The organism is Psychromonas sp. (assembly GCF_041586535.1).
In the GTDB taxonomy this organism is placed as follows: Bacteria; Pseudomonadota; Gammaproteobacteria; order Enterobacterales; family Psychromonadaceae; genus Psychromonas.
Genome location: NZ_JBFGZY010000121.1, coordinates 1 through 13256 on the forward strand (window position 1 = coordinate 1; position 13256 = coordinate 13256).

Here is a 13256-nt window from a genome sequence, read left to right on the forward strand (position 1 = left end):
CACATATAAAGAGGTTAAATTTAACTTATCTTTTAATGCCTGCTTGGAAAATTGCCAGCTTAAATTGGTCATCACCACCTGGTCATTATCAACCGGACAGGCGATACCGATACAGAGATGTTTCACCTCACCCTGCAATGCCGAAAAATAATGAGCAAGGGCTGCTTCGAGTGTGGCAAACTCCGCACAGGCAAACTCTTTTAACTGGGTTAATTCCCCGGATTCAAGATGACAAACAGCAAGACGGATATTCGTACCGCCAAGATCAACAACTACAGATAACATTTTATTCTCCTGACAATTTAAACATTGATGATTTTGCAGGTATTGGTTAATCCTGCGTAATGGTTATCACCGTGAGTAATTAACACCAGATCGCCTTCCTGCAGATAACCACGTTCTTTTAATGTGTCAACTGCATTACGCGTAAATACGCTGTTATTGGTAGTAGTTGAGTTAAAATTGACCGGTGTGACACCACGGTACAGGGCACAATAATTTAATGTCTGCTTATTGCTGGAAAGGGCAAAAATCGGTAGCCCTGAGCTCAGACGTGACATCAATAAAGGGGTCGTACCGGAGGCGGTCAAGGCAATAATCGCTTTAATACCCACAGTATGATTAGCGGCAAACATCGCCGTCATGGCCAGTGCTTCAGAGGGATCGTCAAACATATAGCCCATGCGGTTTTTGGAAATATTAATGCTCGGGTGTTTTTCCGCGCCCAGACACACTTCACTCATCGCTTTGACGGTTTCCACCGGATAAGCGCCCGCAGCGGTTTCACCCGAGAGCATCACAGCATCGGTACCATCTAATACCGCGTTGGCCACGTCCATCACTTCTGCACGCGTCGGCATCGGCGCACTGATCATCGATTCCATCATCTGCGTTGCGGTGATAACGACGCGGTTTAAACGGCGCGCAGTGCGGATCATGTTCTTTTGCACGCCAACCAGTCGCGCATCACCAATCTCTACACCGAGGTCTCCACGGGCAACCATTACCACATCAGAGGCAAGAATAATATCTTCCAGTGCTTCCTGGGTTTCCACCGCTTCCGCGCGCTCTACCTTAGCCACGATTTTAGCGTTACAACCAGCTTGTTTTGCCAGGCGGCGTGCATAGTGGATATCTTCGCCATTACGCGGGAAAGAGACAGCCAGATAATCACAACCGATTTCAGCCGCGGTGATAATATCTTTTTTATCTTTCGGGGTTAACGCGGCCGCCGATAAACCGCCGCCTTTTTTGTTAATCCCTTTATTGTTTGATAAAGGGCCGCCGATAGAGACCGTGGTGTGTACCTGGTTACCGATAACCTTTTCAACAATTAACTGCACTCGGCCATCATCCAGTAATAACACATCACCAGACGTTACTTCCTGAGGCAGGGTTTTGTAGTCAAGACCGACAGCCTGATGGTCGCCCTGACCCTTTTGTATATCGCTGTCTAAGATAAATTTGTCGCCAACGGCGAGCTGGATTTTGCCCTCTTTAAAGGTCGACACACGAATCTTAGGGCCCTGCAGATCACCCATAATAGCCACTTCTTTGCCTAAACGGGCGGCAATTTCACGCACCTCATTGGCACGTTTAATATGATCGCCCGGCTCGCCATGGGAAAAGTTCATCCGTACCATATTGGCGCCGGCTGCGATAATTTTTTCCAGGTTATTATCTCGGTCAGTTGCAGGGCCTAATGTGGCAACGATTTTAGTACGTCTTGTCATTTTATACTCCCATAATTGTAGGTAAATATTTTGTAGTAATGCTGATTGATTGCTAAAAACAGATCCAAGCTATCTGCAGGTGTATCTTCAAGCACTTTCGATATCAGCAGCTAAATAACCACAGTCCGAATAGACTTAGTTTCATTAATCACTGTTAGAATATTTTTAAATTAGTCTAAAGTATCAGAGCAACAAGAACACCAAAGAAAGCGCTTTCTTGAGAGGGTTGTCACAGAAATCCTACGTTCAGATCTTTATACTTCTACCCAGTGTTTAAGCAGCTGCCTCTGGGCTGGCATTTATCCTCTCCCAGCCGGACTATTTGTTTTTTCACTCTTCCTTTTACACGTATTTTTTCGTGACGCGGCCCGTCCCTCCAGATACGGCCGCGCTTTTTCCCCGCTACATCATTTATATTTAAAGGCGACGCTTCCGCACAGTTTTCATTTATGTAGATCTGGAATTCTAACGGCTAATAAAGACTGTCACTTAATATAGCCCCCCATTCTGTAAGCCTCTCTAAAATAAGTAAGCGATACACACTTGACACAGATATTTAATGAGATGAAGGTAAAGTTAGATTCGGTCAAAGGGAATGTATTTGAGAGTAAGGAGATCACCTACTTCAGCCGTCAGCTGATAGCGCGTGGCTCAATACATTACAGCGTTCGAGAAGGGAACAACCATTTTCCTCGTGCTGTGCTTTATCTGCTCTCAGAGCTGAGTCATGATAAAGCACCTTGAGGGCTCGTGGGTTAAATAGTTACTGCTTGCCGAGTTCGGTCCTGTAATGTGATTTGGCTTTTTTTGAGCCCGCACGTTCAGCTTCGTCGACCAAACTTAACGCCCGCGAAAGATTGTTCTCTTTTACCGCTTTACTAATCTGCTCTAAATAAAAGGCTTCGGTATCACTTAATATTGTAGGAGCTTTCACTGGGGTGGCTGGTTTAAAGGTCCTGATTTCTTCTGTGGCACCTAGCTTACTTATGCTCTGTGCACTAAAAAAAACATCTTCAAAGCGGAGTTCAAGCTGACCAATTGGAGAATGTTTACTGTAAAGCTTGGGAAAAGACTGTTCAGGGAGTTCTTTGCCTTTTTTTAATTCATATTCACGCGCCGGATCAAGGCGCTCACTTCTACCATCCAGAACACTATCTTTACTGTAAACAACAATATAACGGATAGCTTGACTAATCTCGCCAGTAAAGACTTTTTCTACGGAGAAAAAACCCTTAGGGTTAAATTGAGCATTATCAATACGCGAAACTTCCTGTAGATTTTCATCTAAGAAAATCACACTCGGTACAAAAACTGTTCGACCGGCATCGCTTTGTAAAACAAAGGTAAAGCGATTAATATGCTCAGGCAGGAATAAAGCAGCCGTATAAGAGTTACCTTCTGGAAAATTAACAATAGGCGAGTCGGCAGTGATATCAATACGATTATTCGATTCAAGTGATAGCATTTGGAACTCTAAGCGGTTAAGAGAGACAGGCGCTGCTTGCGGAGATCTTAATTGCGCAGTGAGTTTCGCTTCATTGGCAAATTGTCTATCCCAGCTACCAAAGGAGTTGCTAACAAAATTGTCAGTTGAGGAGCAAGCGGCCAATAAAACAGCTAAAATCACAAACCATAAATTTTTCAATCTTCTACCCTCTAAATGTATAAAGGCAGCAATCGATTGCTGCCTTTTGTTGTTAGTCACTATTTAATAATTAATAAGTAACTTAGATTATCGGCTTACCACCAGGCTTCAAACATCGCACCAGCAATCAGTGGGTTCTCTGTAACGCCGGCATTTTTCTCTTGACCCGCGGTAACGTAGAAACGTAGCATTGGACGTCCCCAAGGTACAGTATCAATTGAGATATTTTGCGACAGTGTCACTTTATATGCTTCATTGTTTTCTTGACTATCGTCAAAATCAACTACTGAGTAACCCGCTTCCAGCCATGTAGAGTGGATATTATTCCATGCGTGAGTAGGGCGGACAATGATATTAGTGGTGGTACGATCTTGAGTGTCATCAGCTTCATCAATATCATGATAAGCAACTAAGTATTCCAAACCTGTTTTTTCACCTAGGCTATAGCTACCGTCAATACTGAAGTAATCAGATTTAAGGCCTTCTTTTCTGCCCCAGGAAAGGCTGTTCTCTACATTATCAGAATGGCGGTAGTAGAAGTTTTGCCCCCAACCACTTAGTTTTGCAATCACTATACTTGCATCAACGGGATCTGCTATCGTATCATCAGTAAAACCGTAGTTTGCGATAATGTCCATAGTGATATCATCTGATATCTTAATATCACTTAGTTTAGAAGTCGCTGCAAAATTATGGCCATCATTAGCATCCACGAAGCCTAGCTCTAGTTTAGCAAAGCCCATATCGATTCCTTTAATACCGGCGCCCTGACCATCCTGGATAGAAAGATAATAATCATTCAAACCCTGCTGCATGCGTGAATGGAACACTCGACCTGCCCAGATATAAGCATCAGGTTGAGATTCAAATACATTAGAGGCACCAGCATAAGATTGTTTCAGACCGACACCGCCGCCCCACTCTTCGAGCATCATGCCAAGATCCCATTTAGTGCCGTTTTCACCTTCAAATTTCTTAACAAACAGCCACTCTCCACCATTGCCTTCATTACCTAAGCGACCCGCTGCGTTACCAGTCTGTCCGTCAGCAGTAATACTGGTATTTCCATCCTGCTCATACTGCGTGCCCCAGCGAGTATAACCGTGGAATTCAAACGCGTCATCTGCACTGGCGATTTGCGGTGCGGCCATACCAGCTGCTAATGCACATGCTAAGGTTAATTTTGATAATTTCATTGTAACTCCGTATATAGTTTGTAATTTCCGTCTGAACTCAAGGAAACCAAAAGTAAGCGCTTTCTTTAAAGCTTTAAAAAAATGCCAGATCGTTTAAATGGCATGGATTAGCTGCAACATGGCTGGTTCTAAGGTGATTTGGCAGAAGCCGCTGTTAAGCTATTTCGGAAAAGAATTATAATGATAATAGCTAGAAATAACGTGAAGCAGATCTACAAGTAAGCGCTTTCTTTAAATCTGGATCACACTTTTAATCGTACAGTAATTTTGTAGCGAATTTAGCGGAACTTTTTTAAAATGACCCAGACCGATATTAATCCGAAGCTGAAATACTGCTGAACAAATCATGCATAAATAGATTGCTCAGCCATTGTTAACGGTTACAATTAGTTACAGTCGGTTATGAAATCTTCTTTTTCCTGTTGGGAATAAATGAAAATGCTTAACTTAATGAATGGATATTATTGCTAAGGTAATTACGTTGATCACAATTAAAGAGGTATCTGAGCTTGCGCAAGTCTCCCAGGCAACGGTGTCAAGAGCCATCAATGGCCACGCAACTGTTAAAGAAGCAAATAAAATCAAAGTATTTGAAGCGATAGAAAAGCTCGGTTATACACCGAACACCTTCGCGAAGGCATTAGCTTCTAAACGTTCAGATAGTATCGGTATGATGGTTGGAACACTTGATGGTCCTTTCTTTGGTCCTTTAATGCACAACGCGGAAGGTATTATTCGCGATAAAAATCGGCACTTAATCGTCACCAGCGGGCAGGAGTCAAAAACAAAAGAGCAAGACTCGATTCAGTTTCTCCAGTCTAAGCAGGTGGATGGTCTGATCATTCATTCCGATAGATTATCCGATGACGAACTGATTAAAATAGCAGAAAAAAAACCTGCGCTGATTATTCTAAACCGTTACATTCCAGAATTAAGTGACCATTGTATCTGCATAGATAACGAATTAGGCGGGTACCTGGCGACAAAATATCTTCTCGACAATGGTCATACAAAAGTTGCATGCATCACCGGACAAATGAGCAAAGTTGACAGCCGTGAACGTCTGCAGGGTTACAGAAATGCCCTCACAGAGTCTTCTATACCCTATGATGCGAACTTGGTGATAGAAGGCCGATTTGATCATCAGGGGAATCACGAGGTGGTCAGAAGATTACTCGACCGTGATAATGAAATCACTGCCATTTTCTGCCAGAACGATAATATCGCTTTAGCAGCTTATGATGTTTGCAGCGAAAGACAATTAACCGTAGGTGAAGATATTTCAATTATAGGTTTCGATAATGTTAACTATAGCCAGCATATCCGACCTAAGCTCTCAACGGTTAACTTCCCGGTCAAAGAGATGGGGATTGAAGCAGCCCGAGCCGTTATCGCATTGATTGAAAAAACAGATCATAGATTCACAACCAAATTGCTCCCTGAATTAATTATTCGGGACTCGGTGAAAAAAATAAACTAGTTGATCCGGCAGGAAAAGAGTTCAAATATTTGTATTCAATGATTTCAATGCTAGATGCCTGTTTAACTGGCTAGTGACGGTACCAGCACTTTCTAAGCTGAAAAAGATTTCAACACAGATCCCTTTAAAAACGAGATCTACTTTGATTTTTGTGTAAGAAAATCATCGCCTAAAATTAATCCTAGCAATTTAAAATAGCAATGCGGAACTCCTTTTCCACATTGCTATTTAAATTTTATAAATCAATAAGATAAAGTTATTTAGCTAAGATCACATTTTTGACTTTGAATTGAACTCCGGCTTGTGATTCAGCCCAGTTAGCTAACAATGCAAGTGGTTTATTCACTACAGTAATATCTAAACTCCCCGTATTTAAATCGCTCACATTAACTGAAATGGTGTGCCATTGTCCTGTTGGGTAGCTATCTTTAACCAACAAGTAGTCATCAGCGGGACCTGCTTCAGACTCCATTTTAAAGACGACACCCGCAGAAACACCGTAGTTGTCGACCCATAAATCAAAGCTAAGCGTTCCTGTGTCAAGATAGTTGCTTAGATTTTGAGGTTCACCTGACATGATGACAATACCTTTGTAAGTTTCAGGACTATCTACGTCATAAGCTACAGATAAGACTGTTTCACCATCAACAACCTCTTCACTATAAGACAAATGTCCGTCAATACCACCCCATGTATTAGTATCTGTTTTATACTCACTTAGTTCAGACCAAGTTGCCTTAACATCAACAATATCTTCATCTAGTGGCGGTAATGCTTCAGCTTTTAGCTCTTCACAACTTACAGCATCTTCTGCTGCGTCAACACTGCGTGGTACATAGCGAATTTCACCAAGATTAAACTCTACAGCCTCTTCTGAATACATTAAGAAAGGAGTATTCACCAGAGAGAAATCCATGCCTTCATCAACTAAACATTCCAGCGGAACTTTGACCGTCGTCCACTGTTTTTCATCTGCTGCCGTCGGTGCGGGTAACACCTTGTTTATATCAACTTCCCCCAGACATGGCCACTCACAATGCGCTGCTAACACCAAACTTTCCGGTGCAGTAGATTTCATATCGATATCAAATTGCAGCGTTGCATCTGCATTTAGATAGCTGAATTTATCTACACCTGCTTCATCGCCAGTCTGCATATAAATTTGAGCTGGAGAGTCTCCAGTAAATTCAACCGTAACAGCATCCTGCTGGAGTTTGTAGTTAATGGGTGTGGTAGTAATAGAGCCAATCGTCGTTACTCCACCATTAGAAACCTCTAGACCAGCCCAACCATTCGCACTTCCAGCTATACGCGCAGTAAATTCTCCGGTTGATTGACTGCCGTAAATTTCCAAATTAACAGTTGCTTCACTAGTATCTGGCGCTGACTGCCCACAACCATAATCCCGCTCATCAAGCGCTATGTTATTAAGATCAGTGGTTACAGATTGCGTACTGCTTGACGCATAGCCTAAGCCATAACCATATGGAAACAGCGGTTTATGCTCACCTTCGATATCCTGCTCAATCAACTCCCCCGTCATACCGTCAACTGGGGTGCTGTAATCAGCAATGTTCGGTGCATGGCGGTTTATTGTCGTAGAGCACACTTTCATAGGCCATGAATAAGAGAGGCGACCTTTAAAGTCCGCACCATCTTCGGCAAATAATACATCAGTAATACCACCTGCTTCTGTGCCCGGCAACCAGGCTGCGACAAAGGCATCGGATGCGTTAATTTCTTCATTTACATAGAGAGGACGACCCGAATAGAATACCGTAACTACTTTACGGCCAGCCTCCTTCATCGCTTGCACAGCTTCTAAATCGGCTGCATAGGTGGAATCAAGCGAAGAGAACTCAAGAGTTTGGCTGGATTTAATATCCCCGAACATTTCGGCATAAGGATCTTCCCCAATTACGACAATGGCGATCGCATCTTCCGGTGCGTCAGTTTCGCTGGTGTATACGTTTTCTGACCCGACAGCATCCTGCAATGCCATTTGCATAGTCGTTGCACCAGGGAAATCAGCTTCAATGGTGTTTTCAGTCCCCTGCCAGGTTAAGCTCCAACCACCGGTTTGTTTTTGGATATCATTGGCAGCGCTTCCGGTAATAATATATGAAGCATCTTTACTTAAAGGAAGAACACCGCCTTCATTTTTAAGTAAAACCAGTGACTCACTGACCGCTTGTCTTGCAATGGCTCTATGTGCATCTGATCCTAAGATATCTGCATTTCCTGCCAGCTGACGCTCTGATGGTTTTGGTTTTTCCCAAAGGTTGGCACGCATTTTCACACGTAAGATACGTGTTACTGCATCATCAATACGCCCCTGTGAAATAATACCTGCATTCACCTGATCAATAACGTTAGTGTAGAAAGCCTGCCAGTCACTTCGTGCTGTCACCATAAATACATCATTACCTGCATTAACCGCTTCAGGACAATCAGCAGCGCTACAGCCATCAATCTCTGACTGGCCGTTCCAGTCGGTTACAATCAACCCGTCAAAGCCCATTTTATTTTTTAGTATGTCATTAAGCAGATATTTACTGCCATGGAGTTTGTAATTATAAACAGGGCGTTCGTCCCCATCATTCTGGTCGTAGTTTGCATCGTTATGCCATGAGTTAAATGAACTCATCACCACTTGCGCACCGGCATCTAAACCTGAAAAATAACCTGTTGCATGAATATTGCGTAAGTATTCTTCTGTATAGTGGTTTTCACCACGGTCTACACCATTTAATGTACCGCCGTCACCTACCCAGTGTTTAACATTGGAGATAACATTGGCTTGTCCTTTCAGGCCCTCGCTACCACCTTGTAAACCTTCAACCATTTGCCCTGCATACTGGTGTATGATTTCAGGATCTTCTGAGTAACCTTCATAGACACGTCCCCAACGATAATCTCGTGGTGAAGCAACGGTTGGGGCAAATGTCCAGTCAAGACCTGTCGCAGAAACTTCCAGTGCAGTTGCTTCACCAATACGCTTAATTAATTCTGGGTTATTTGCCGCCCCCAAGCCTATATTGTGAGGAAAAACAGTCGCACCAAATACATTGTTATGACCGTGAACTGCATCCGTTGCCCACATAAAAGGAATTCTAAAGCCACGTTCCGCATAAGCTTCTTCTAATGCTTCGTAATATTTATCGGCTTCTTTTGCCCAATCTTCTGCTGTTGCATACTTATTATCATCAGGCCAGCCGCCGCCACCATTTAATAACGAACCCAATTTATAATCTTTTGCCTCGGCAGGCGTCACTTCACGAAGATCCGGCTGGATCATCTGCCCCACTTTTTCTTCCAAGGTCATCTGCGCAACAATAGCTGCCACTTTGCTTTCAATGGCCTCATCTTTGGCAACCGCACTGTTTATTTGCGGCCAATCCTGATAATAAGGAACCTTAGCATTCTTGGCGGCTTTTTTTGCTGCTTTATCTTTTTTCTTTTGTGCTTTATTGGCTTCTTTGGCGGCTTTTTTTGCCGCTTTATCATTTTCTTTTTGTGCTTTTTTGTCTTCTTTGTTTAATGATTTATTCTCAATTGATGATGTATTAACAGTATCGTTTGGATTCATCGGTGACGCCGTTGGAGCAGTATTAACGCCTGCTAATAATGCCATTGCCACAAAACATGACAATATAGATCTTTTATGGTGCATAATTTTTACCTTGTATAATTTAATACTTATAAACTACATGCATAAATGTCATGAAAAAGTCTTAGACCAATCCAAGCCATTTTATTCGAAGAAAATTCAGTCCTTTAAGCGATAAGGAGGCTGCTCATTAAACTCACCTGATGTTACTGACAGGTATATTTACTAATTCCATTTACTGTAGATCTCCAACCCCAGAAAAATGATAGCGCTTTCTTTTATATCAGCCATTAAAATAGGTTTATTTTAATGGTACAACTCTAAATCCAGCTAAAAACTCACTTAACAGTCAAAATAACCACCCTAAATCAACTTTATTTTCAGGAGTGATTATAAAAGCAAAGCAACCGCTTAAAAAGCGATCAAAATCACACATGAAAACACTTTCATGTAACAAAACGTAACACACAACATCAAAGAGCAATTAACACCAATAACTAACTGATTTAATTTACATTTAAATTAAAACACAAAAAACAAGGCAACTCATTTCGTGACAGCGGTTTCACCCTAACTAGTGTGGAGTACTATTTAAATCGGAAAAGGATCGAAGGAAAAGCGAAGTGGAAGGCTGTAAAAAACATGTCGTCAACGTTTGATATTGTTGAAAATACCTCTGCAGAAATAAGTATTTCCCGATTTAAACAATGAGAACAGTTAGGCTGGTAATCGCACTGCTATTCGTAACTTGATTGTTTTTAAAGACAACAAAAGGCAGTAAACCAATATCAATTTTTTTATTAAAAAAGAGTTGCGGCAAGCTGATGATAGGTTCAGAATTTATCCGATGTGGTTTATCATACCGCTATTTATTCTGGTTATTTATTTTCCTTTACATACCATTCAATATTACTGCCTGTTGTTAGGGCTGTTTACCTTTGAATTTTGCCGCCTAATACCTCTCGACAAAGAGCAAACCGCTTTTAGCCGAACCCTTCGGGCAGAGCTTGTTGGCACTTTCGACTACCTTATCGCATGGTTATGTAGAGCACCTAAACTACACTGATTCAGCCTTGTATAAGGAACCAGAAACTTCTGCAAAAATCTCGAAAGGTGGCAGCCCCTGGGGATTATAATAATAAATTTAAAGATATGACCGTAAGGAATGCCGTTGGCCACTATTAAAGATGTTTCCGAACTTGCTCAAGTTTCTCAGTCTACTGTTTCACGCGTCTTAACTGGCCACGCCAGAGTCGCGGCAGAAACTAAAGAAAGGGTGCTTAAGGCGATTGAGCAGTTAGATTTCCAACCGAACTTGTCAGCGCAATCCCTAGCTTCCAAACGAACCAATAGCATTGGCATGCTTGTAGGCACCCTTGCTGGTGGTTACTTCTCATCTTTGACAAGTGCGGCCGAAGAGACGGTGCGTGAAAGTAACTTTCATTTAATTGCTACCAGCGGACGGCAATCAAAGAGTCATGAAGTTGATGCGATTAAGTTTTTGAAGTCGAAACAAGTTGACGGCCTGATCATTCATGCTGGTGGTTTATCCGATGATGATATACTTGAAATAACCAAGACAACTCCCGCTACCGTCCTTCTCAACCATTATATTCCAGAAATAGCCGCAAACTGCATTGGTTTGGATGATGAATTAGGTGGCTATCTTGCAACCAAATACCTGCTTGACAATGGTCACACCAAGATAGGCTGCATTACAGGCCCACTCAATCAAAATGACTGTAGAGACAGGCTGCAAGGATACCGCAATGCATTAGCTGAGCATGGAATTCGCTATAATGCCAACCTGATCGTGGAGGGATGTTTTGATTTGAAAAATAACCATGCGGCACCTAGAAGACTACTGAATCGTAACACGCAAATCACTGCCATTTTCTGCCTCAACGATCATATTGCCCTGGGCGTTTATGATGTATTGCAAGAGAGAAATATTTCTATCGGCGATGATATCTCGGTTATTGGCTTTGATAACAATATATTTAGTTCTCTGATTGCTCCAAAGCTAACCACAGTTAATTTCCCTGTTAATGAAATGGGTGTCGAGGCAGCAAAAAAAGTACTGTCATTAATCGGCAAAACAGATTATCCGATGCCGCAGAAGTTAATACCCGAATTGATAATCAGAGATTCTGTTAAGAAAATTAATTAACCCGATGAGATGTTCTCCTTCGACTTAGGCATCTATCTGCCATGGTTGGATTTGTTATATGCGATCAAAAAAGGAGAAGACCAAAATGAAGATTACAACAATATAAAAGGCGACAATCTGCCTTTTATATTGTTGTGTTGAGAAACAGCTATAACCATTTTTCAGCGGTAATTTTCAGCAATTTGCTGCGTATCGCGTCATCAATCATTATTTTCGGCGAATTGTTATCGTCGGTATCACGATTCTCCACAATCAACACCTTAGCATCTTCACTCAGGGTATGTGTATGGTATACCCCACGCTTAATGTTGTAGGTTTTATTGCTCTCCATATCCCAGCTGTTGATAGCAAGGATATTATTGTTATCATCAACTTGCGCACAAAATAGAATACACTTGCCGGACAATAAGACGAAAACCTCATCGGTTTCCTGATGGCACTGAAAGTTGTCGATTTGATCCGGCTCCAGTTCATCGATGTAATTGAGCATTGCTACTCGCCATGTCTGGAAATCAACGACGGGCGCATAGCCCGCCGCGTCAAAACCTGACACCTCTAACAGGTGACTATTCACGGTAACTCCTAAGCTGTTTTCAGTAACATGGCTGACGGGATAAATACGCTGACCTGCTTAACACTGCCATCACGGGCAAATATCTGCGCACTGAGCTGTGCATCCAGCGCTAACAGGTTAATCTGCACGGTTTCACCGTTTGCGTAGGTTACCTCTATCCGGCCTGTTTCGCCTTGTGCAATCTGATAAACAAAAGGAATCTGGCAATAGGTAAAGCCCAGAGTTTTTGCAGCCAGGGAGATCTTTTCATATTCACTATTGAGGTTGATAAACTCAAATTCACCACTTTCTTGCAAAAACTCAGTTTCTTTAAGCAGAGATGGCTGGAAGTGAATTTGACCATCTTTAACAAGCAAACCTAATTCACCAAAACGCGTTAAGATCTCCTCTTTCACCTGTCCTGTCATGCCCGGTTGCTGGGCACCAGCCTGCTTAGGAGTGTGCGAGTACGGGTCAGTCGGGAACGCACCATACACATCAGGTGTTTTATTAAAGCCGATACCTGCACGCACTTTGTAATAGTATTCAGCCAGTTTTTGCGTTGCTTGTGAATCAGCATCCTGCTGGCGTGCAGCAAAATAGTTTTCCTGCACGGCAAGTAACAGTTTAGATACCATGTGCCAGTAGATAGAGCCCAGGCCTTCGTAAGCGAACATAGTACCGGAACGGCCGGTGAATGCCTGATGATTAAACACTTCTTCATAACAGGCTAGCAGATCCGCTCTGCTTTCATTCGCCACTTCCTGATAATCAGGTGCAACTTTTGCAAATGCCGTTTTTAAGAAGCCGGCGTTTTCAAACTTGGCATTAAAGTGATAAGTCCCCTGTGAATCCATCTCGACAATGCG

General features: G+C 42.4%; 9 protein-coding genes and 1 pseudogene. 3 read left to right on the plus strand and 7 right to left on the minus strand.

Going from position 1 to position 13256, the window contains the following annotated elements; genetic code table 11:
- Together ABZA00_RS13170 and pyk are read right to left on the minus strand one after the other, a co-directional pair.
- Window positions 1-285 (minus strand): glucokinase (locus ABZA00_RS13170; RefSeq protein ID WP_372882626.1); only part of this gene is annotated, 285 nt, incomplete at its 3' end.
- A 17-nt stretch (window positions 286-302) separates the two neighbouring features.
- Window positions 303-1733: a pyruvate kinase gene (gene pyk / locus ABZA00_RS13175; protein ID WP_372882627.1), complete on the minus strand. Its 1431-nt coding sequence runs from the start codon at window positions 1731-1733 to the stop codon at window positions 303-305.
- Between the two features lie 543 nt (window positions 1734-2276).
- Here pyk and ABZA00_RS13180 point away from each other — a divergent pair.
- Complete coding sequence (locus tag ABZA00_RS13180; protein ID WP_372882628.1) at window positions 2277-2477, plus strand: hypothetical protein; 201 nt, start codon at window positions 2277-2279, stop codon at window positions 2475-2477.
- A gap of 19 nt (window positions 2478-2496) precedes the next feature.
- Here the strand turns inward: ABZA00_RS13180 and ABZA00_RS13185 are convergent, their stop codons facing one another.
- Window positions 2497-3378: a MalM family protein gene (locus ABZA00_RS13185; protein ID WP_372882629.1), complete on the minus strand. Its 882-nt coding sequence runs from the start codon at window positions 3376-3378 to the stop codon at window positions 2497-2499.
- Between the two features lie 95 nt (window positions 3379-3473).
- A complete protein-coding gene (locus ABZA00_RS13190) occupies window positions 3474-4574 on the minus strand; it encodes a carbohydrate porin (RefSeq protein WP_372882630.1) in 1101 nt (366 codons plus the stop codon).
- 481 nt (window positions 4575-5055) lie between these two features.
- Here ABZA00_RS13190 and ABZA00_RS13195 point away from each other — a divergent pair, with 481 nt between their 5' ends.
- Complete coding sequence (locus tag ABZA00_RS13195; RefSeq protein WP_372882631.1) at window positions 5056-6054, plus strand: LacI family DNA-binding transcriptional regulator; 999 nt, start codon at window positions 5056-5058, stop codon at window positions 6052-6054.
- Window positions 6055-6310: 256 nt separating this feature from the next.
- Here ABZA00_RS13195 and ABZA00_RS13200 read toward each other — a convergent pair whose 3' ends face one another.
- Window positions 6311-9727, minus strand: a complete 3417-nt coding sequence (locus ABZA00_RS13200; protein ID WP_372882632.1) for a glycoside hydrolase family 3 N-terminal domain-containing protein — start codon at window positions 9725-9727, stop codon at window positions 6311-6313.
- A 1102-nt stretch (window positions 9728-10829) separates the two neighbouring features.
- On the opposite strand from ABZA00_RS13200, the gene ABZA00_RS13205 reads away from it, so the two are divergent.
- Window positions 10830-11834 carry a LacI family DNA-binding transcriptional regulator gene (locus ABZA00_RS13205; RefSeq protein WP_372882633.1) on the plus strand — a complete coding sequence of 335 codons (1005 nt, stop codon included), beginning with the start codon at window positions 10830-10832 and terminating at the stop codon, window positions 11832-11834.
- 148 nt (window positions 11835-11982) lie between these two features.
- Here ABZA00_RS13205 and ABZA00_RS13210 read toward each other — a convergent pair whose 3' ends face one another.
- Complete coding sequence (locus tag ABZA00_RS13210) at window positions 11983-12408, minus strand: hypothetical protein (protein ID WP_372882634.1); 426 nt, start codon at window positions 12406-12408, stop codon at window positions 11983-11985.
- Window positions 12409-12416: 8 nt separating this feature from the next.
- Window positions 12417-13256 (minus strand): annotated as a pseudogene (locus ABZA00_RS13215) (hypothetical protein); the annotation flags it as partial.

Bases quoted from the DNA above. Each gene is read 5' to 3' on its own strand.
- pyk (WP_372882627.1), bottom strand. From the start codon at position 1,733: ATGACAAGACGTACTAAAATCGTTGCCACATTAGGCCCTGCAACTGAC.
- ABZA00_RS13190 (WP_372882630.1), bottom strand. From the start codon at position 4,574: ATGAAATTATCAAAATTAACCTTAGCATGTGCATTAGCAGCTGGTATG.
- ABZA00_RS13200 (WP_372882632.1), bottom strand. From the start codon at position 9,727: ATGCACCATAAAAGATCTATATTGTCATGTTTTGTGGCAATGGCATTA.
- ABZA00_RS13205 (WP_372882633.1), top strand. From the start codon at position 10,830: ATGCCGTTGGCCACTATTAAAGATGTTTCCGAACTTGCTCAAGTTTCT.